Source organism: Flavobacterium sp. (assembly GCF_039595935.1).
In the GTDB taxonomy this organism is placed as follows: Bacteria; Bacteroidota; Bacteroidia; order Flavobacteriales; family Flavobacteriaceae; genus Flavobacterium.
Genome location: NZ_JBCNKR010000005.1, coordinates 53,807 through 74,979, shown reverse-complemented (window position 1 = coordinate 74,979; position 21,173 = coordinate 53,807). Strand labels below are relative to the sequence as shown.

Below are 21,173 nucleotides of genomic sequence, written 5' to 3'. Positions count from 1 at the left end.
TTTACTGTTTAAAAATTTTGTTTTTTGATTGTTCATATTCGTTAATGTATTGTACACTTTCAATACCTACATTAACTTTGTTTGATAATAAGGCCAAAGCTTTTTGCGTTGCGGCGAGAGCTTCTTCCGGATCATCGTAGGTTCCTAATTCTGATTGCGAAGCCACTGCAGTAGTATTATTTTCTTCGCCAGCAAAAAAGAAGGTTCCAATTCCTAGTAAAACAACTACCGAAGCGGCAATCGACAACCATACCAGATTTCGTTTTTTAGTTTTTAACGGGATTGTTTCTCCTGTTAAGGTAAGGTTTTCTAATTCCTGCGTTGATTTTTGTTGTTTTACCTGAGAGAAATAACCAAAAACAGGTTTATACTGCTCCAAATGCTGCGCAACATTTGATGAAGAAAAATATTCTTTTAATTGATTTTCTTCAGCAATAGTAGTTTCTCCCTGAAAGTATTTTTCTAATATATTTTCGATTTTATCTAATTCCATAACTGTGTGCATTTACCATTGATTCTCTTATTTTTTTTCTCGCTCTCGAAAGAGCTACTCTAATTGCCGTTTCGTTCATATTTACAATTTTGGCAATTTCTTCAAATTCATATTGTTCTACATCCCGAAGCTGAATTAAAAGCTGAAGCTGTTCCGGCATCTGATTTATTATTTTTTCAACCCATTCTAAACTGTCAGCATCTTCCAGTTTTCGGTCTAATTGCGGCTCACGATCTGTAAAATTGGTGTGAACAATTTGCAGATTTCCGGCTCTTTTCGATTTTAACTGATCCAGACAATAATTTTTGGTCATGGTCATTGCCAGCGCTTCTACATTATTATAATCGTTAAGATTCTCTTTTTTGTTCCATAATTTTACCATTACTTCCTGAGTAGCATCTTCGGCTTCCTCAGTACTGGTAAGCAATCGTTTTGCCAGACGAAAAACTTTGTCTTTAAAAGGATTAACTAATTCTATAAACACATTCTGGTTCATAAATTAAAAGGTTATTCGTTAGCTTATATAGTCAAGACGAGGCACAATTATTTTTGTTACACCACTATTGAAATTTTTTATAAAAAAAGATCAAGAGTTAAAACTAAAGGTAGTATTTTTACGTTAATAGAATACCACTATACCGAAACCTAAATTTCTATGAAACCAATTTTAAAATCGATACTGCTTTTATTTATATTAACATTTGCTCTGCAATCTTGTGAAGATGAGGATGATGTAAGAACTCCTGCTAAATTACAAGTCAATGATTTTATTTGGAAAGGCCTAAATCAGGTTTATTTATGGCAGGCTGATGTTCCTAATTTAGCCGATGACCGTTTTAGCTCTCAGAACGAATTAAATGCTTATTTATCCGGATATTCAGATCCGGAAGAATTATTTCAGGATTTATTAAACAAACCGGTAAGCAAATATCCAAGTAATGCAATTGATCGTTTTAGCTGGATGGTTGATGATTATACGGTTTTAGAACAAGAACTTAACGGTATTACAAAAAATAACGGGGTAGATTTTAAATTGACAAGAGTAGCCGAAGGGTCAAATGATTTGGTAGGTTATGTGCGTTATATTATTCCCGATTCTGATGCTTCGGGTAAAGATATTAAACGCGGTGATTTATTTACGGCAGTAAACGGAACAAAACTTACAGTTTCAAATTACCAGTCTTTATTGTTAAGCGGCGGAGATACTTATACTTTAAACTTTGCTGATTATACCGGTTCTGCATTTGTTTTAAATGGAAAATCAGTTTCATTGACTAAAACAACTTTAGAAGAAAATCCAATTTTAATAAATAAAGTGATCAATTCCGGCGGACATAAAATAGGATATTTAATGTACAATGGTTTTTATGGAGATTATGACGCACGTTTAAATCAGGCTTTTGGCCAGTTAAAAGCAGAAGGGGTTACTGATTTTATTTTGGATTTAAGATACAACGGTGGAGGTTCTGTGCGTTCTTCTACACGTTTGGCAAGTATGATTACGGGGCAGTTTGAAGGAAAGATATTTTCGAAAAGACAATATAATTTCAAACTAATGGCAGGTATGACTTCGGATGATTTAGAATCTCTGAATGAAAGATTTGTAGCTAGTTTTGATGGAAATACTGTAAACAGCTTAAATATGGCTACAGTATATATTATTACAACTTCAAACACGGCATCAGCAAGTGAATTAGTGATTAACGGATTAAAACCTTATGTTAATGTAGTTCAGATTGGAGAAACTACCATTGGTAAAAATGTGGGATCGTTTACGGTTTATGATTCGCCAACTTTTACTAAAACTAATGTAAACCCAAATCATAAATATGCGATGCAGCCTTTGGTGTTTAAAATTTCGAATGCAGCAGATTTTGGAGATTATACACAAGGTTTAACGCCAACTTATGTGCAATATGAATACGTGAGCAGTTATGGTGTTTTAGGAGACCCTTCTGAGCCTTTATTGAATTTAGCAATTTCTAAAATCACAGGTTCTGCGGCTAAAAAAATCCAAAACGATCAAAGCTTGGTTTTACCTTACATAAGCGATTCTAAAAAATTAAACGGACTACGAAACGAAATGTATCTGGAAAGTACTCCAAAAGAATTTTCAGGGATATTGAGATAAAAAAAAAGGCTTTCAGAAATGAAAGCCTTTTTTTACCAAAAACAAATAAACTAATTCTAAAGAAATGAATTAATCATTAAAGTAAAAACCGTTTGGACCCACTCCAACAGTTAATTCTTTTTGTAAACTTCCGGTTAAAGAATAAATGTATGCTTTGCTATCAGCTTTAAAATCACCACTGTCAGCTAAGAAAATATGATCGTTGTTTACAGCAAATCCGTATAAATAACCCAAGTTAGCTGTTAATATTGCAGTTGTAGAAGCTTCAGCAGCACTTGTAGCAATAGAGTAAACTGAATTACCAACTGTATAGTAAATTTTACTTTGGTAGATATCTAAGTATCCAGCTCCGTCTAATGATTCAGGGAAAGTAATTTTAGAAACAGATTTATCAGCTAATTTTACTTTTACAATTTCGCTTCTGTCTCCGTAAGGACCTCTTAAAATGTATAAAGTTCCATTTTCTTCTTCCATTGTATCAGCGCTTGAACCAATAGTTACAGGAGTTTCTAATGTTTTATTAGCAATATTTACCACTAATAATTTGTCATTATTGTAAGGCTCAGTAATGTATAATTTACCGTTTTCTTCAATAATTCTGTTTGCAGTTGCATTCAAATCAATTTTCGATTCATAAGTATTTGTAGCCAAATTAATTACAGCTACATAGTCATCTGTATTTCCGTTAGGATAATCTTTTCCGTAATACGTATTAGCATTTGTTACATAGGCTTTACCATCTTTTACAACCCCATATCTTGGATTAACAAGTCCTGTTTCGATTTTAGCAACTAACTTAAAAGTATATCGGTTTACTACATTTATAACGTTAGAACCTCCGGCAATAATGTAAGCGTTGTCTCCGTTAAAAAAGATGTTTTGAGCATATTTCCCAAGTAAATCGTTTCCGTTTGCAGCAGTATAAGCATCTTTTGTAAAAACACTGAAATCATCGCTGGAAAAAGAAACACTTCCTTGTCCTGCACTTCCTTCATTTAAAATAAAGAATCCATTTTCATATTGTCCTTTTGGTATTACAACTTCATTGTCATCTGTATCATCGTCACTAGAACAAGAAACGAATAACGAAACGCTAAGCGCAATTAAAAGTAATTTACTAAGTTTCATAAATATTAAAATTTTAGAGTTAAATACATGTTGAAATTTCTACCCGGCATTGGCCTGTCTTCCAGACTTTCGTAATCTTTATTGAAGAGATTTAAAATCTGAAAACCAAGTTTAAAAGAGTCTAAGAATTTAAAATCATAATCGATACCGATGTTAGAAATCATATAATCGTTTATAATTTCGTCCGGATTATTATCGGCCCTTGTGTACACAAAACCATTATATAAAAATTGATAATAAGCCGATATTCTGTTTCGTGAATAAGCTGCCGAAGCCGTTACTTTATTATAAGGAACAAAAAACAACTGCTTTTTAGTTTCTTCATCTTTTGAAGCTGTATAGGCATAAGATGCGTTTGCGCTCCAATTGTTTTTACCGTATTGTTTTTTCCAGCTCAACAAGGTTTCAGCGCCATAACTGTTCACTCTGTCTTTGTTTATAGGACTCCAAATGCCATTTTTACCCGGAACCCATTGCAGTAAATCCTTGATTTTGATGTAATAGAAATTCTGCGTAAGCGAAATATTTTTGAAAGTAAATACGTTTCCAATTTCTGCCTGATAAGAACTTTCAGGTTTTAGATCAGGGTTCCCACCCGTTTCCCAATACAAGTCATTGTAAGTTGGAATTCTGTAATTTCGGGATACATTCAGTTTGAAATTGTACAATTTGCTAAACTGATACGTTGAACCTAAAGAGAATAAAACCGGAGATTTATAATTATCGGTAAACTCTTTTCTAATTCCGAGTTCGTTTTTCCATTCGGTAGAAAAATCTTGTTTGATCAATAATCCTGCAGAACTGATTTCGCGAACATGGTCACCAAAACTCGATCCGTAACCTTTTGTTCGGTTATAATCAAAAATTCCGTTTACCTGCGTCGATTTGAATAAAGTATAGCCTAAATCAAGTTTTGTAATTAAACTTTCGGTTTTTCCGTAAGTATATTGATTGGTCGAGTTATCGGCAAAATATTGATAGTTTTCAAAAATGTAAGCCGTTTTGAAATTGGTTTTAAATTTTCCAAAATCACCATCATATTCTAACAGGTTTCTGTTAAAACCGTTTATGTATTTGCTTTTCGTTTCTGTTTCAACTACCAGAGAAGTATTTCGGTCTGTATTTGAAAACTGACTGTATAATTTTAAAGTGTTTTTTGAATCAATTTTATAACCCGCATTAGCACTCATTGTGATAATATCATACTGGCCATTTTGATTCCAGCGCTGTTCGCCACGCCATGTATAACGGTTTAAATACTTATAATCGTTGGTCGAGCTGTTTTTAGAAAAACCAATTTGCGCGCTCCATTTTTCGTTAGAAATATTCGTTTTATAATTGATTCCAATAGTGTTGAAACTTCCGTAATCCAGTTTTAAATTATTCTCAAAACGATTATAAAATGCCAGATCGTTGTTTAAATGCACCGTTCCGCCAATGGCACCGCTTCCGTAAATAACACTTCCTCCGCCGGCTTTTACACTAATCGAATTATAATCAGAACCTGAAATCGTATTAAAATCGGTGCTTCCGTTCATTTGCGAATTAATATTAATTCCGTTCCAGATTACTGCCGTCTGCGAAGAAGTAGTTCCACGAAAAGAAACCGTAGAAAGCATTCCGCGTCCGTATTCTTTAAAATAAATGGTAGAATTAAAATTGAGAAGATCAGTTAATAAAGCTTCATTTTTATTGATAATAGAATCACTGAGCTTTAAAACCGACTGCGAATTGGAGAATTTCTTAAGATTGGCATCAGAAACTACCACTTCTTTTAGCTTAATAGAATCGCTCTGCGCCGAAATGAATTGGCACAACATTAAAAGTAAAAAAGCAAAACGTATTCTTAAAGTCATAATTTCTCCACTCTTTTTCCCGAGAGCTCGATATTTGTTATAAAGGCAGGTCTCCTGGCTTGCGTCTTGTTGTTTACCTTCCCATCGCGTATGACGTGACAGTGGTTTGCAGTTACAACAGCATTCTTTTCAGAACTAAGCTTACAGTTGCGGGTACAGCTCAAGATTTTACTTGATTCCCTTTTAATGTGTTTTCGAAATAAAAACACAACCTTAATTTGCCTGCAAAGATAAAGTTAAAAATATTCATTATTCAAATTTGTTTTACTTTTTCGATAAAATTATAAACAAAACTCAATTAAAATCAGATTTTTACGACTTGTCCGAAGTCAACTTTATTTTGAAAAGCTTCTTTCAGAGGCAGTGAAGTATGATGGCATAAAATACTTCTAATAACACCGGCATGCGCTACAATTATGATGGGGTTTTGAGGTTTCTGCGAAATTATATCAGATAAAAAACTTTCAACTCTTTTATGTAAATCAACAAAAGATTCTCCATTTGAAACCTGAATATTGACAAAATCCTCCATCCACAGATTTAATTGTTCAGGCGGAATTTCGTTCCAGTTTTTTAATTCCCAGTCACCAAAATTCATTTCTTTCAACCGATCATCTTCCTGATAAGAAATAGTTTTTATATTCTGCTGAACGTGTTTTGCTAAAATAGAACAGCGTTTTAAGGGACTTGAAAAAATAACGGCTTCTGAAGGTAATTCTGAAATAATCCTGTCAAAAATTTCATTAAAAGGTTCGAGAATATTTACATCAGATTGACCGTAGCAGATTCCTTTTTCGCACACGGTTTCGGTGTGGCGGACTAAATAAATTTCCATATAAAAAGAATGCTTACATAATAAATGACTTCGCAAACCTGCTGCGTCGCACCAAGGCAATCTCCAGTGTAGCCGTCAATCCATTTTTGGAAATATCGGGCTAAAAAATACCTTGTGATAAAAACGGGAATTAAAGCTAAAAGAATTTTATAATTGAAATAGGAGAGAGCCAGCAACGGAATTAATCCGAAGAAAAAAGAACCTAAAACTTCTTTCGAGCTATGGTTTTTTGCAATGGGTTTGCTTTTGCTTGAAGCATCATCACGGGAATATTCATGCGTGAAAATAATACTGATGGCAGCCAGACGGCTCAATGAATGAGCAGAAATAAATAATAGATAAATCAGTAAAATGTTATTTGTGAAAATTGAAATAGATTCTGATAACAATTTGAATTTTGCCAAAAAAAGCAAAACTAAACCAATGGCACCATACGCACCAATAGCACTGTCTTTCATAATCATGAGGATTTTTTCTTTGGTCCAGCCGCCACCAAATCCGTCGCAGACATCTGCAAAACCATCTTCATGAAATGCTCCGGTTGTTAAAACGGAGCTTATTATAGCAAAAATTACTGCCGTTTCTGTAGAAAGAAAAAGAGAAAAAAAGTAAAATGCCAGAAATGAAATTGATCCAACAATCCAGCCAATAAAAGGAAAATATCTGGTTGCTTTGTTTAAATAATCGGGATCATGATTTATGTTTTTTGGACATGGAATTCTGGTGTAAAACATTAAACAGGTAAAGAAAATGTGTAATTCTTTTTTCATTTAAAGATATTTTTTTGGTTTGATACTGTCATTGCGAGGAACGAAGCAATCCCAATAAAAATTGATTCAGATAATGCGATTACTTCGTTCCTCGCAATGACAAATTGAAAACTATTTACGACTCACTCCAGCGCTTTCAAAACTGGCCATTTCATTTAAAAAACTTTCAGCCGATTTTAAAATAGGAAATGCAACTGCACAGCCGGTTCCTTCGCCCAAGCGCAAATCTAAATTTAAAATAGGTTTTGCCTCTAAATAATTTAATAATTTTTGATGAGCCTGTTCTGCAGAACAGTGACAGAAAACAGCATTTTTTTTAATATTTGGATTGATTTTAAAAGCAATTAAATAGGCCACAGAACAAATAAAACCGTCAACAAGAATCAGCATTTTATTTTCAAAAGCCGTCAGCATTCCGCTTGCCATTTGCATAATTTCAAAACCTCCAAAATAAGCAAGCTGTTGTTTTAATTCGGCTTGACCGGAATAATTATCTAAAGCTTTTTTGAGGATGTTTTGTTTGTTAAGCAGTTTTTCGTCGTTTATTCCGGTTCCTTTTCCAACACATTCTTCAATAGAAAAACCTGTTAAAAGACTCATTAAAACAGAAGCTGTTGAAGTATTTCCAATTCCCATTTCTCCAAAACCAATACAATTTGAACCTGATTTAGCGATGTTTTCAACGATTGATTTTCCTTTTTCGAAACATAAATTCAATTCAGTTTCGCTCATGGCGGCAACATGAAGAAATGACTGAGTTCCTTTTGCGACTTTTGCATCTATCAATTTAGCATTTGTAGGGAAGTCATAATTTACTCCCGAATCTACAATCGATAATTCAATATTATTTTGTCTGCAGAAAACATTTATTGCGGCACCGCCTTCCATGAAATTATTGACCATTTGGCGGGTTACATCTTGCGGATAATCACTTACGCCATGATTGGCAATTCCGTGATCAGCAGCAAAAACAACAACATTAGGTTTTGTAATTTTCGGATTTAAAGTCTCAAAAACCGAAGCCATTTGAAACGCCAGAGTTTCTAATCTGCCTAACGATCCAACAGGTTTGGTTTTAGAATCTATTTTTTCTTGTAAAAGCGTATTGAAATCTGTTGGGTTTTTGCTTTTATCGGGAGATATAGGGGTAAAATCAGAAATGTTGATTTTATGAATTTCTGTAATTTCTCTGCTGTCTGCCTTTTCTGATTTTTGTTTCCAGTGTAATTGCTGCAGCATAGGCTGATTGCCGTAATTTGTAGCAGGTTTACCAATGCAGAAATAACCCAGCGGTTCTATATTTTCGGGTAAATCGAGAATTTTTTTAAACTGATAATAATTTAGAATCGAAACCCAGCCCATTCCATAACCTTGTTCGGTAAGTGAAAGCCAAATATTCTGCGCGGCACAAACCGAGCTGAATTTTACCGCTTCATTACTGCCAATAGTTCCAATAGTGAACTGATTTAAAACCGAACGATCATAAGCAATTATAAGTCCGATTGGGGCTTCTTCAATAGCTTCCAATTTTAATGATCGGTACAACTCTTTTTGTTCCGGATTATCAGTAAGTTCTTCGGCTTTTTTGTTGTAATCTAAAAAGAGATTTTTGATGGCACATTTAACCTCATCTGATTTTATGATATAATATCGCGTCGCATCAGTAAGCCCAACAGAAGGCGCCCAATGACCAGCCTGTAAAGCTTTTTGAATAACTTCATCAGGAACGGCATCGGCTGTAAAATGTCGAGTATCACGGCGTGATTTTAATATATCGTCTAAATTGCTCATTTTTAAATTCCAATTTTTTTAAATTCCAAATTCCAATTTTTCATAATTGAAATATTCTAGTAAAGATAAAGTATAGCCTTGGAATTTGAATTTAAAATTTGGAATTTTCTCCCTTAATCTTTACCGGAATTCCCGAAACCATCAAAACAACCTCATCAGCATTTGAAGCCAGAAACTGATTCATCCAGCCTTGCAGTTCTGTAAATTTTCTGCCAATTTCGGTTGAAGCGTGAACACCCATCCCAATTTCGTTGGTCACAATAATCAGCGTTGCATTTTCCTGACTGGCAATCGAAAAAAATTCTTTTTTAGCTTCTTCTAAACTTAGTGAAACATCATTTTTATGATCAACAAAAAAGTTAGTCAGCCAAAGCGTAACACAGTCAATTAAAGCAGTTTTTCCGGAAAAATCAATTTCGCTTAGATATTTTTCTTTTTCAATATTGGTCCAGCGTTCATCTCTTTCCTGTTGATGGCGGTCAATTCGGTTTTGAAAATCAGAATCCCATTTTCTGGCAGTTGCCACATACATTGGTGAATCTGAAAGCTGTAATGCCAGATTTTGTGCATAACTGCTTTTTCCTGATCGCTCGCCGCCGGTAATTAGATAAATCATTTATAATGGTTAATTGTTGATTGTTAATTATTAATTTAATTTAGAAACTTTTTTTGTTTCTAAATTATTTTTGGAAGTTTTAAGAATACTGGTTATTAATTTCAAAATAGAAATAGCATCATTATTAATATTTTCGAATTCTTTTTCATTCAAATAATCCGTTGCTTTTAATAATTCTAACCAATAAATACTTTCATTAGCTTCTTTTTGGGCAATAGCTAATTTATGGATGAAATCGCTTTTGCTTTCAGCGTGTTCAGCTTCTCTAATCATGGCACCAATGCTTGTTCCAGATCTTAAAAGTTGTTTGGAAAGTATAAATTCTTTTTTATCATTATTTAAATATTGATATAAGCGGACAATTCTGATTGCAAAATCAAAACTTTTATTTTTTATAACGTTGTTTTTCATAATTAACAACTAACAATTTATAATTAACAATTAGTAGGGGCAATGTCTGCATTTATTACCACAGCAAGTTCCTCTTTTTAGATGAAACCAGGCTTTAAAAACCATGTTGCCGTTTTCGGTATAATAGTCGATTCCCTCAATTAATTTTTCGGTTTTCGGTAAAGATTTTGCTTTATTTTTGATGGCGTTTTTAGGAGTAATAGTTTCAACATACGCATCGATTTTATCTTCGCAGGCTTCTTTAAAACAAGAAGGACAAAGGCAGTCTCCTCCTTCAGAAAGGTTGAAAATTGGCGGGTAATCGTTACACCAGCATTTGTTTTCAACCGAAATATCTCCACATGTAAATTGAGATTCACAACTGGAGCAGATTTTTGTTTTTGTGGTATTCATAAAAGCAAAGATACAAATTGTTGAATTTTGTAAGAATAAAGATAAACAAAAAAAATAGAAAATGCTTTACCTTTGTTCCTTTCGAAAACGTAAAATATGAGACATTTATTCCCTAAATTGATTTTTATTTCTTCTTTTTTTATTCTCTTTGGATGTAAGAAGAACGAAACGAGCGAAGTAGCAAAAACTGAAACCGTAAAAAATAGTATCGAATACGCATCTGGACTTTCAATTGAGAAATATGATGATTATTCTGTTGTAACAGTTTCAAATCCATGGCCTAACGCAAATAAAGATTTCAAATATATCTTAAAGGAAAAAGAGGCAAAAGTTCCGGACAGCCTTCAGTCTTATACCACAATTCAGGTTCCTTTAGAGTCTGTTGTGGTGACTTCAACGACTAACATTCCGTTTTTAGAAATGCTTGAGGTAGAGAATAAGTTGGTTGGTTTTCCACATACTGATTATATTTCTTCTGAAAAAACAAGAGCTTTAATTGATCAAGGTTCTGTGAAAAACGTTGGACAAAATGAAAAATTAAATATCGAACAATTAATAGAATTGTCGCCAGATTTGATTGTAACTTTTGGAGTTGACAACAATAACCCGATGCTGGATAATTTGAAAAAAAGCGGTTTGAATGTTTTAATTCAAGGCGATTGGATGGAGCAGTCTCCACTTGGTAAAGCCGAATGGATAAAATTGTATGGTGCTTTATTTGGAAAAGAAGATAAAGCAAAAGAGCTTTTTGATAAAATTGTTGACAGTTATAAACAAGCGCAAAAATTAGTAGCTGATAAACCTTCTACGTCTAAAGTTTTATATGGTTCAATGTATGAAGATGTTTGGTATGTTGCAAAAGGAAACAGCTGGGTTGCACAATTTATGAAAGATGCCAAAGCAAATTATATCTGGGCAGATTTAAAGGGAACAGGAAGTGAAGGATTGTCTTTTGAAAAAGTACTGGATAAAGCTAAAGAAGCTGATATCTGGATTGCATCAGGATCGTTTAAAAGTTTGGATGAACTGCAAAAAGCAAATCCGCATTATGGAGAATTTGATGCTTTTAAAAATAAAAATGTTTACAATTTTGAAGGGAAATTAGGAGCAACCGGCGGAACAGTTTATTATGAATTAGCGCCAAGTCGTCCGGATTTGGTTTTAAAAGATTATATCAAAATTTTTCATCCTGATTTAATGACGAGCTACGAATTTACTTTTGCATCAAAACTGAACTAAATTGGCAGATAAAAAACGAAATACTATTTTATTTGTCGTTTTGGCCCTTGGTCTTTTACTGATGTTTTTGGCAAGCATTAGTTTAGGATCGGTTATGATTCCGTTAAAAGATGTTTTTGCCAGTTTAACGGGTGGTCATGCAGCAAAATCGACTTGGGAATATATTATAATTAATTACCGTTTGCCAAAAGCGATTACGGCTGTTTTGGTTGGAGCCGGACTTTCGATGAGCGGACTTTTGATGCAGACTTTGTTTCGAAATCCGCTTGCGGGGCCTTATGTTTTAGGATTAAGTTCAGGTGCGAGTTTAGGCGTTGCTTTTGTAATTTTAGGTGCAGGGTTTCTGCCTTCATTTTTGAGCGTTATTGCGCTTTCATCATACGGAATTGTAATAGCATCGACATTTGGAAGTACTTTAGTTTTATTATTGGTTTTAGTTGTTTCGCAAAGATTGCGCGATACAATGGCAATTTTAATTGTCGGATTAATGTTTGGAAGTTTTACAACTGCAATTGTGAGTGTTTTAACGTATTTCAGCACGGCAGAACAATTGCAGAAATTTACTTTTTGGTCAATGGGAAGTCTTGGAAATCTTTCGTGGTCAATAATTGGAATCTTGACAGTTTGTGTTGGAATTGGACTGCTTTTAAGTGCTAAAAGTATCAAGCCTTTAAATGCTTTATTGTTAGGTGAAAACTACGCAAAAAGTATGGGGCTTAATTTTAAAAAAGCAAGACTGATTATCATATTTGCAACGAGTATTTTGTCTGGAGCAATTACTGCTTTTGCAGGGCCAATTGCTTTTGTTGGACTGGCAGTTCCGCATATTGCAAAGCTGACTTTTCAAACTAGTAATCATACGATTCTGTTTTGGAGTACTTTGTTCTTTGGATCGATTATAATGCTGTTTTGTGATATTGTTTCGCAAATGCCGGGATTCGATGTTACGCTTCCCATAAATGCCATAACGTCTATAATTGGTGCGCCGGTTGTGATTTGGCTTTTAGTTAGAAAAAGAAATTTTAAATGATTTTTTGCCACAGATTTCACGGATTTAAATGATTAAAATCTATGTAATCTGTGAAATCTGTGGCAAAAGAAAAAACTCAGCAGCTTAGTATCTCAGAACCTTAGCAACTTAAAAAAAATGATAAGTATCTTAAAAACAACAAATTTAAACATTGGATATAAATCCAAGAAAACGGTTGTGACTATTGCTGAGAATTTAAATTTAAATTTAAGTTCAGGAAAACTCATTTCTTTAATTGGAGCAAACGGAATTGGGAAATCGACTTTACTGAGAACCATTACAGGAATTCAGCATCCTTTGGTGGGAAATGTTTATTTGAATGACAAAGATATTTCGGCTTATCAGCCTTTAGATTTAGCGCAGAATTTAAGTTTGGTTTTAACAGAAAAACTGCCGCCGAGTAATCTTTCTGTTTTTGAATTAGTGGCGCTTGGTCGTCAGCCTTATACAAATTGGGTTGGAACTTTAACCCAAACAGATATCGAAAAAGTTCAGGAAGCCATGAAACTGACACAAATCGAACATCTTTCGCATAAAAAACATTATCAAATTAGCGATGGACAATTGCAAAAAGTTTTAATAGCCAGAGCTTTGACACAAGATACTCCGCTAATTATTCTGGATGAACCAACCACGCATTTAGATTTACTTCATAAAGTTTCGTTATTTAAACTTCTAAAAAAGCTGACTCAGGAAACTCAAAAATGTATCTTGTTTTCAACTCATGATATTGATCTGGCAATACAATTAAGTGATGAAATGATTCTCATGACTCCTGAAAATGTAGTTCAGGATGAACCTTGTAATTTAATTTCAAACGGAAGTTTTGCAGAATTGTTTAAAGACGAACATATAATTTTTGATGCCGAAAAAGGAAAGTTTATCGTGACGTAGAATTGTTTTCAAAACGAACTCTGTAAACTCGAAGCAATTTTTCTAGCTTACTAGTTTTGATATTCAAATATTCAGTTTCAATAGATGTGTCATTAAAAACAAGAAAATTAGTTATAACATGCTCATTTTGAATTTTATTCCATGGAATTAACTTTTTGCTTTCAAATTTAATTCCTAAGTCATTAATTATAATTTGTGGTTCTCTATTTATAAGTTTTTTAATTAAACTATAATTTAAAAAGACAGCTATTACTACTAAAACAATTCTTATTATAATATTCTCAAAAATGTAAAAAGCTATGAATGAAAATGAAAAAAAATAAATAGATATATTTGTTATTAATGTAAATTTTGAATAAAAAATTTTTGTTTCTTTCGGCACATTTATGTCATCTTTATAAACATCTTTTTTAAGAAACTTTTTCTCTAATTCTTTTAGTTTTGTTTTTTGTTTTTGGCTTTTAAATTCTGTTTTTTCAAACCAGCTTCCATCTCTCCATATTAACTTTTGCTCAATTGCCTTTTGTTTTAATTCATGTACATTTTGAACGTTTTCAAACGCCCATATTTTCCATCTGTTAACAAAAAAACTCCATGTTAACCATCTAAATATAAAACCAAGGAATAAGCTTATTAGCATTATCCATGCTCCGATGAATTGATTTTTTTCAAAAAATAAACCCAAGCCAATAAAAATAAAAAAGATCAAAAGTGGTAGAAAAATAAGTTTTAACTGACCTTTATTAATAGCTTTATCAACTGTGATCTCTTTTTTCATATTATTTTGATTACAATGTGTAAAGATTAATTATATTTTAATTTTTATAAATTTTTCCAATTAAAAGATTAACCTTTAAGTTTAATCTGTCTCTTAGCTTCACCAACCACAAACGCAACCGAATTTGCAATATTAAAAGAACGAATAAGCGGTGACATCGGAATCGTTAAATGATTTTCGAATCTTGCCATAAATTCTTTGCTCAAACCAACGCTTTCTTTTCCAAAAACCAGCCAGTCACCATCCTGGAATTCATTTTCTAAATAGGATTTTTCAGAATGAGAACTCATTAAAAAAACACGCGAATGATCCGGAATCTGTTTTATCCATTCCTCTACATTTTCATATTCCGTTACATCAAGATGAACCCAATAATCTAACCCCGAACGTTTTAAGTTTTTATCATTTATCACAAACCCAAAAGGATGAATTAAGTGAAGTCGGCTTTCTGTACCTACGCATAATCTCCCGATATTTCCGGTATTATTTGGTATTTCTGGTTCTACAAGAACAACGTTTAGCATTTTTTTTGAGTTATGAGTTATGAGTTATGAATTTCTGAAATTACCTAATTATCAAATTGACTCATTTTCTAATTGAAAATCAGAAACCTCGCGGACTTCTCCGGCTTTTAGGTTCTGCAAATATACATTTCCTATTCGAACACGAACCAAGCGTAAAGTAGGAAAACCAACTGCAGCAGTCATTTTTCTAACCTGACGAAATTTTCCTTCTCTTACTGTGATCGATGCCCATGAAGTTGGCCCATGACGTTCGTCTCTGATTTTTTTGGCTCTTGCTCCAAAATCAGGAATTTCATTTACTATAAAAGCTTTGGAAGGCTTTGTTTTGTATTTGCCACCATCGAGTCCAATTTCAACACCTTTTTGTAATTGTTCAATCGCTTCCGGAGTAATTACACCATCAACCTGAACATAATATTCTTTTTCAACTTTTTTACTTCTAACGAGTTCGCTCATATTTCCGTCAGTCGTCAGGAGAAGTAAACCTTCAGAATCTTCGTCAAGTCTTCCAATTGCCATTGTGCCTTCTGGAAAATCATGCAGTTCTCCCAAAAGCTTTTTCTTTCTTTTCAATTCATAAATAAATTGGCTTAAATAGCCGTAAGGTTTAAAAAGAATGAAATGTCTGTGCATGTTTTAATTTTTTACAAAGATAGCGTTGTTCTGCAAGTATTATAGCAAATATGAGAATCGATTATTCACTTTTTGAATTCAGCTTTTTTAGCCATGCAGATACAAACCAGATTACCGTAATTCCAAAAATAATTAAAAGCGGTGCATAATAGTTTTGGAAGAAATCATGAAAGTAACTTCCAACAAGAATATAAATGGAAGCCATGCATAATTTTATCAGAATAAATTCGGCATTTGACCAGCTGGTTTTGATTTTGAAAAAGTTCATAGCATCAAAATTAGTTAAAACGTAAAATATTGTAAATAAAGATAATGAATTATGAAAGATTTGCCCGTATTACCACAAAGCAATGTTAAACTCTTTCATTATAAAAATAAGAATTCGTAATATTAATATAGAAACTAAAAATAATAATGATATGGAAGCTAATAATTTAGGCTCTAAAAAGATAAATGGAGTACAAAAAAATATAGACGAAACAAAAGGAAAGAATATTTCGCACGATGGAAAAGAAGATGATGCCAATCTAAAAAAAGAAGTTGTAACGGATGCTGACGGAAATAAAGAAGTTGTAAAAAGAGCACGAAATGAAAACGAGGATATTGACAAAGTCAAAGGCGATGTAAACCCAAATAATCCAAATTCAAACCGAGGCGTTTCGACCGAAGAAGAAGCGAATAAAACAGTAGAAAATAAAGATAGAAATTCAGACATTACACCCAATCGTTATCCAAACTCACACCCTGATAATCACGAAGATCGGGGAAATATGAAATTGGATGAAGAAAAATAATACTGAAATTTTCCCGGATTTACGAGCTTTTAATGTCAAATAACATTTGATTATGATAAAGTCTTAATCTTATGGTAAACTCCCTGTTTTCTGAGGCTGTCGGCTTATATCTTCGTAAATTACAGCTACAAATTTAAATCTTAAGAATATGTCACTTTTAGAAAACAAAGTAGCTTTTGTATCTGGAGGAGGTTCAGGAATTGGACGCGCAGTTGCAGAAGCCTACGCTCGAGAAGGAGCAAAAGTTGTAGTTTCGGATATTAATGTAGAACACGGGGAAGAAACCGTAAAAGTTATAAAGGATAATGGAGGAGAAGCCTTTTTCGTAAAAGGCGATTCGTCGAGTGCAAGCGATAATAAACGTATGGTTGAGGTTACAGTTTCTAAATACGGCCGATTGGATATTGCCTGTAATAATGCCGGAATGGGAGGCCCCGCAAAACCTACCGGAGAATATGAACCAGATGCCTGGGATCGTGTCATTGCACTTAATTTAAGCGGTGTTTTTTATGCCTGCCGTTATCAGCTTGAACAAATGGAAAAAAATGGAGGAGGAAGTATCGTAAATATTGCCTCTATTCACGGGCAGGTGGCAGCCCCGTTAAGTCCGGCTTATACAGCTTCTAAACATGGAGTTGTAGGATTGACTAAAAATATTGCGGCAGAATATGCCCAAAAAAATATTCGTTGTAATGCAGTTGGTCCGGGTTATATCGAAACCGCATTGCTAAAAGATAATTTGAATAATGATGCTATGAATGCCGTGGCAGCAAAAGCACCAATGAACCGTTTAGGAACTGCAGAAGAAATTGCCGAACTCGTAACTTTTTTAAGCTCTGAAAAATCTTCATTCACAACCGGAAGTTATTTTATTGCTGATGGTGGTTATACCGCAGTATAATTTTTTGAATTTTATAAAGAAAGCTGTCTCAAAGGACAGCTTTTTTTATATCCTAAAAGAATAAAATGTTAATTAAATAAAAGTAATTTCTGATTAATTTTAAAGCTGTTTAATGCTTTTTAAAATGTTATAAAAAACCGCTAAAAACGCATGATTGTTAGTAATAATCTTAATTAAGATGCAATACAGCAATGGATTTTCGAAACTTTTTATGAAATAACTTACAATAAATTCATGGTTTTACAATATTCTCTTAACTTTAAACATTATAAATTTGATTTCTAAAAACTCAATATTTTTAAAGCTTATGAGAAACAATTACTTCATTCGCCATGTTATGGCTTTAAGTTTTTTTTGGTGTTCATTAAGTATAATGGCGCAAACTTTTCCACCCCCGCAAAGTCTGCCTTATACACAGGATTTTTCTTTTGCACCAACAGTTACAGCATATCCGGCAGGATTTCAGGGCTGGACAGCAGCAACCGCTCCCGGGTCTAATTTTAATACAAATGCAACTCTTGTTGCCGACAGGCCTTTAGTTGCCAGCAGTACAGCGGCAACCAATAGTGGTAATTTTCATAATTATGATGGAAAAATAGGATTTTTAAATACAGGTTCATTAGACCTTACCATTGGTTTTGCTTTTGATGCCACAGGACAAACCGCCATTCAGGTTCAGTATGATGCCATGACCATTCGTAATCCGTACGATATTCCGCCTGCAACAACCAATACTCGTATAAACGAAATGGTTTTACAATATAGAGTAGGCACAACAGCAGCTTTTACCTCGTTATTATCAACTGCTTATGCGAATAATGATGTAAAACAAACTACAGCCGTTACCACTCCTCAAAATTCAAGAACTATAAAAGTAACTTTACCTGCAGAATGCGATAACCAGCCGATAGTTCAAATTCGATGGATTTCAAGACAAATTTCAGGAGCAGGTTCACGTCCTTCATTTGCAATTGATAATATAGAAATTAAAAGTGATGTCGCAGCGCCAATAAATGCTTCTGGTTACCCAAAAGCAGATAATATCTTATCGCAGAGTTTTGATTTTATCAATAAACTGGATGAAATAGGAAAAACCTATTATGTGTTATTACCGGGAGGAAGTGCAGAACCAACCGTCGCACAAATCAAAGCCGGAGAAGATGCTGGCGGGATTCCTGCATTACAATCTGGAATTTTAGATATTACAGCAGGCTCTCAGGAATTTACTAAAAGTTTTACCGGATTAAGCTTAAGTACTTCGTATTCTGTTTTTTCAATTTCAGAAGATCCTTATGGAAATATTCAGTCTGCCGTAAACAGAATTGATGCTGCGACTTCAAGTGTTGCTCTTCCTACTTTAACAACTAGTGTCGCTTCGTTAAATTTAGGTTTTTCAGAAGCTAATTTTGAATCAGATATTTTGAGCTATCAAATTCAGGGTTCGAATCTTACTGATGATGTTGTTTTAACTTCTACAGCCAATTTTACGATTTCTAAAGACAATACGACATTCGCATCAACTTTAACTTATTCTGCTGCAGATTTTGCTTCAAACGCTGTGCAAACAGTTTATGTAAAGTTTTTACCAAATGCTGTAAACAGTTTTACTGGAGAAATAACACATGAATCTAATGGTGCCGCAACTAAAATAGTTACACTGACAGGAGTAGGAATTAATCCTTACGTACAAGGTTTCAATGATCCGAATGTTTTGTCAAACAGCGGATGGACACAATATAACGTTGCCGGAACTTTAAACAAATGGTCGCCAACAACTGTTACCAGAAACGTAAATTCAGGAACCGGAGCAGTTTTAATGAATGGTTATTCTGATTCTGGAGTCAGCAAAGACTGGTTAATTTCGCCTAAATTACATTTAGATACTTTTACAGAATTTCCGTTAGTATCTTTTTTCTCTCGTAAATTTTATACAGGACCAGGATTAAAATTAATGGTTTCTACAGATTACGACGGAAAAAGTAATCCGGAAACGGCAACATGGACAGAATTGCAAGGGAATTTTCCAACAGTTACTGGAACATACACAAAATCACAATACATTAAACTAAGTGATTACAAAACAAGTCATACTTATTTAGCATGGGTTTACGAAACTACAGCCGGAGGAAATAATTTTGCTGCCGAGTGGTCGCTAGATGATGTATTAATTTCGAATGAAGCAGGTTATGTAAATTCAAATCCTGTTTTAGATTTTGGAGACGTTGCAGTTAATGCAGTTTCAGCAAGTCAGTCTTTTATTTTCAATGCAGAAGGTTATGGAGATATCACCATTACGGCGCCGGCATCTTTTGAATTATCATTTGACAATATTACATTTCAATCCAGTTTAGTAGTTTCAGCTGCCGATGCTGCTGTCGGAAAAACGATTTATGCCCGATTTGTGCCTGTAACAAAAGCACTTTTAATATCAGGATCATTAACCGTTACCGGAACTTCTTTAAACAAACAAATAGGTTTATTCTCAGGTTCTTCTATACCAAAAGCAGACACTTTTGATATCGTAACCTATAACTTAGAATTTTTTGGAACTGATGTAAAAGGAACTGACGGAGTAGAATTTGGACCAACTGATGATGCATTGCAAATCGAAAATGTGGCCAAAGTAATGAATAAACTTAATGCAGACGTTTACGTAGTTCAGGAAGTTTCAGATGATCCGTCGATTGATGTTTTAATCCAGAAAATAAACATCAACGGAAAAACATTCGATAAAACAATTTCTACCTCATGGTCGTATTCTTTTGATACGCCAGATCCGAATTTTCCCCCTCAAAAATTAGTGGTTCTTTACAATACGCAGACAACTTCTGTAAAAAAGACCCGCGTTATGTTTAAAGAATTTTATGATGAGGTTCGTGCCGGAACAAAAACGCTGGCAAATTATCCGGGCGGTAATGGCTCAAGTTTTTTCTCTTCCGGACGTTTACCTTATTTAGTAACACTTGAAACCCATATTGGTGACGTTACAAAAGAACTTAACGTAGTAGATCTTCATGCCCGTGCCAACAGCGGATCGGATATTTCACGATACAATATGCGTAAATACGATGCTCAGGTTTTAAAAGATAGTTTAGATGCTCATTATGCCAATTCTAATTTAATTATTTTAGGCGATTATAATGATGATGTAAAAGCATCGGTTATTACGCCAAACCCTTCATCTTATGAAAGTTTTGTTACAGATACTCAAAACTATAATGCCCTTACTTTAGGAATCAGTCAGGCGGGCGCTTATAGTTTTTTAAGTTCAGGAGGGTTTTTAGATCACATTATGATTTCTAATGAATTAAACGATGAGTATATAAATAATTCGATTGCGGTTTACGATCCTCGAAATGATATTTCAAATTATACAACTACAACTTCAGATCACGGACCCGTTATTGCCCGTTTTGAATTGAAAGAAGATGTTTTATCGGCACCGGATTTTGGTAAAACCGGATTTTTTGTAAATGCATATCCAAATCCTGCAGCTGATGTTTTGAATTTCTCAGTAAAAACAAATGAAAGCAGAAATTTTAAAGTAAGACTTTATGATTTGAACGGACGTTTATTAGGAAATCCAATTGATGTAAAAGGCAGTCAGGAAGTTAGCAATACGATAATGTCTGTAAATAATTTACATCCAGGAGTTTACATTTATACTTTATCAGAAAACAATAAAGTTATTTTTAAAGATAAGATCCTGAAAAAATAAATTCAGGGATTTAATTCATAACAAAGAGGCTGTCTCGATTTTTGAGACAGCCTCTTTTGCTATAAACCATTTTTGTTATTCATTCCGTAGGAATGTTTCGTCGGTAGAAAAAAAAATGATAACCACCGTAAATACGTTCCGTAGGAACGTTTGATATATTTATTGATAATTAATACCATAAACCAAACGTTCCTACGGAACGTAAACCGATTTGGAAAATATTTTTTTTTCTACCGAC

At 33.7% G+C, this 21,173-nt stretch carries 21 protein-coding genes and 1 riboswitch; of the genes, 7 read left to right on the top strand and 14 right to left on the bottom strand.

Features of this window, described 5'->3' with window-relative positions; genetic code table 11:
- Position 1: 1 nt before the first annotated feature.
- Together ABDW27_RS07580 and ABDW27_RS07575 are read right to left on the bottom strand one after the other, a co-directional pair.
- Positions 2-493, bottom strand: a complete 492-nt coding sequence (locus tag ABDW27_RS07580; RefSeq protein WP_343695345.1) for a hypothetical protein — start codon at positions 491-493, stop codon at positions 2-4.
- Positions 480-989, bottom strand: coding sequence for a sigma-70 family RNA polymerase sigma factor (locus tag ABDW27_RS07575; RefSeq protein ID WP_343695344.1), 510 nt, complete (start codon positions 987-989; stop codon positions 480-482). The genes ABDW27_RS07580 and ABDW27_RS07575 overlap by 14 nt, the downstream gene beginning before the upstream one ends.
- Positions 990-1,148: 159 nt before the next feature.
- Here ABDW27_RS07575 and ABDW27_RS07570 point away from each other — a divergent pair, with 159 nt between their 5' ends.
- On the top strand, positions 1,149-2,624 hold the full coding sequence (locus tag ABDW27_RS07570; protein WP_343695343.1) for a S41 family peptidase: 1,476 nt from the start codon (positions 1,149-1,151) through the stop codon (positions 2,622-2,624).
- 69 nt (positions 2,625-2,693) lie between these two features.
- On the opposite strand, the gene ABDW27_RS07565 is transcribed toward ABDW27_RS07570, so the two are convergent.
- The 8 genes from ABDW27_RS07565 to ABDW27_RS07530 all read right to left on the bottom strand — a co-directional run bounded on the left by ABDW27_RS07565 (position 2,694) and on the right by ABDW27_RS07530 (position 10,424).
- Positions 2,694-3,752 carry a hypothetical protein gene (locus ABDW27_RS07565; protein ID WP_343695342.1) on the bottom strand — a complete coding sequence of 353 codons (1,059 nt, stop codon included), beginning with the start codon at positions 3,750-3,752 and terminating at the stop codon, positions 2,694-2,696.
- 5 nt (positions 3,753-3,757) lie between these two features.
- Complete coding sequence (locus ABDW27_RS07560; protein WP_343695341.1) at positions 3,758-5,608, bottom strand: TonB-dependent receptor; 1,851 nt, start codon at positions 5,606-5,608, stop codon at positions 3,758-3,760.
- A gap of 26 nt (positions 5,609-5,634) precedes the next feature.
- Positions 5,635-5,839: riboswitch (cobalamin riboswitch) on the bottom strand.
- A 73-nt stretch (positions 5,840-5,912) separates the two neighbouring features.
- Positions 5,913-6,443 (bottom strand): alpha-ribazole phosphatase, encoded by a 531-nt coding sequence (gene cobC, locus ABDW27_RS07555; RefSeq protein ID WP_343695340.1) that lies wholly within the window; start codon positions 6,441-6,443, stop codon positions 5,913-5,915.
- On the bottom strand, positions 6,428-7,213 hold the full coding sequence (locus ABDW27_RS07550; protein ID WP_343695339.1) for an adenosylcobinamide-GDP ribazoletransferase: 786 nt from the start codon (positions 7,211-7,213) through the stop codon (positions 6,428-6,430). Before ABDW27_RS07550 ends, cobC begins: the two co-directional genes overlap by 16 nt.
- A 111-nt stretch (positions 7,214-7,324) precedes the next feature.
- Positions 7,325-9,004, bottom strand: coding sequence for a nicotinate-nucleotide--dimethylbenzimidazole phosphoribosyltransferase (gene cobT / locus ABDW27_RS07545; RefSeq protein ID WP_343695338.1), 1,680 nt, complete (start codon positions 9,002-9,004; stop codon positions 7,325-7,327).
- Positions 9,005-9,095: 91 nt separating this feature from the next.
- A complete protein-coding gene (gene cobU, locus ABDW27_RS07540) occupies positions 9,096-9,620 on the bottom strand; it encodes a bifunctional adenosylcobinamide kinase/adenosylcobinamide-phosphate guanylyltransferase (RefSeq protein WP_343695337.1) in 525 nt (174 codons plus the stop codon).
- Between the two features lie 30 nt (positions 9,621-9,650).
- On the bottom strand, positions 9,651-10,031 hold the full coding sequence (locus ABDW27_RS07535) for a four helix bundle protein (RefSeq protein ID WP_343695336.1): 381 nt from the start codon (positions 10,029-10,031) through the stop codon (positions 9,651-9,653).
- A gap of 30 nt (positions 10,032-10,061) precedes the next feature.
- On the bottom strand, positions 10,062-10,424 hold the full coding sequence (locus ABDW27_RS07530; RefSeq protein ID WP_343695335.1) for a DUF5522 domain-containing protein: 363 nt from the start codon (positions 10,422-10,424) through the stop codon (positions 10,062-10,064).
- A gap of 96 nt (positions 10,425-10,520) precedes the next feature.
- Here ABDW27_RS07530 and ABDW27_RS07525 point away from each other — a divergent pair, with 96 nt between their 5' ends.
- The 3 genes from ABDW27_RS07525 (at position 10,521) to ABDW27_RS07515 (ending at position 13,587) form a co-directional block, all read left to right on the top strand.
- Positions 10,521-11,663: an ABC transporter substrate-binding protein gene (locus ABDW27_RS07525; RefSeq protein ID WP_343695334.1), complete on the top strand. Its 1,143-nt coding sequence runs from the start codon at positions 10,521-10,523 to the stop codon at positions 11,661-11,663.
- 61 nt (positions 11,664-11,724) lie between these two features.
- On the top strand, positions 11,725-12,693 hold the full coding sequence (locus ABDW27_RS07520) for an iron ABC transporter permease (protein ID WP_343695715.1): 969 nt from the start codon (positions 11,725-11,727) through the stop codon (positions 12,691-12,693).
- Between the two features lie 117 nt (positions 12,694-12,810).
- Complete coding sequence (locus ABDW27_RS07515) at positions 12,811-13,587, top strand: ABC transporter ATP-binding protein (protein ID WP_343695333.1); 777 nt, start codon at positions 12,811-12,813, stop codon at positions 13,585-13,587.
- Here ABDW27_RS07515 and ABDW27_RS07510 read toward each other — a convergent pair.
- From ABDW27_RS07510 to ABDW27_RS07495, 4 genes are all read right to left on the bottom strand, one after another.
- The gene (locus tag ABDW27_RS07510) at positions 13,574-14,365 is read right to left on the bottom strand and encodes a hypothetical protein (RefSeq protein ID WP_343695332.1); all 792 of its coding nucleotides are present in this window, start codon (positions 14,363-14,365) and stop codon (positions 13,574-13,576) included. The two genes, ABDW27_RS07515 and ABDW27_RS07510, sit on opposite strands and share 14 nt — an antisense overlap.
- A 68-nt stretch (positions 14,366-14,433) precedes the next feature.
- Positions 14,434-14,889: a tRNA (cytidine(34)-2'-O)-methyltransferase gene (locus ABDW27_RS07505; RefSeq protein ID WP_343695331.1), complete on the bottom strand. Its 456-nt coding sequence runs from the start codon at positions 14,887-14,889 to the stop codon at positions 14,434-14,436.
- Positions 14,890-14,940: 51 nt separating this feature from the next.
- Complete coding sequence (locus ABDW27_RS07500; RefSeq protein WP_343695330.1) at positions 14,941-15,522, bottom strand: pseudouridine synthase; 582 nt, start codon at positions 15,520-15,522, stop codon at positions 14,941-14,943.
- A gap of 61 nt (positions 15,523-15,583) precedes the next feature.
- Complete coding sequence (locus ABDW27_RS07495) at positions 15,584-15,790, bottom strand: hypothetical protein (protein WP_343695329.1); 207 nt, start codon at positions 15,788-15,790, stop codon at positions 15,584-15,586.
- Between the two features lie 151 nt (positions 15,791-15,941).
- On the opposite strand from ABDW27_RS07495, the gene ABDW27_RS07490 reads away from it, so the two are divergent.
- The 3 genes from ABDW27_RS07490 to ABDW27_RS07480 all read left to right on the top strand — a co-directional run bounded on the left by ABDW27_RS07490 (position 15,942) and on the right by ABDW27_RS07480 (position 20,935).
- The gene (locus tag ABDW27_RS07490; RefSeq protein WP_343695328.1) at positions 15,942-16,316 is read left to right on the top strand and encodes a hypothetical protein; all 375 of its coding nucleotides are present in this window, start codon (positions 15,942-15,944) and stop codon (positions 16,314-16,316) included.
- 148 nt (positions 16,317-16,464) lie between these two features.
- Entirely contained in the window at positions 16,465-17,217 is a 753-nt protein-coding gene (locus tag ABDW27_RS07485) for a glucose 1-dehydrogenase (protein ID WP_343695327.1), read from the top strand.
- A gap of 307 nt (positions 17,218-17,524) precedes the next feature.
- Positions 17,525-20,935, top strand: coding sequence for a choice-of-anchor J domain-containing protein (locus ABDW27_RS07480; protein ID WP_343695326.1), 3,411 nt, complete (start codon positions 17,525-17,527; stop codon positions 20,933-20,935).
- Positions 20,936-21,173: the final 238 nt, after the last annotated feature.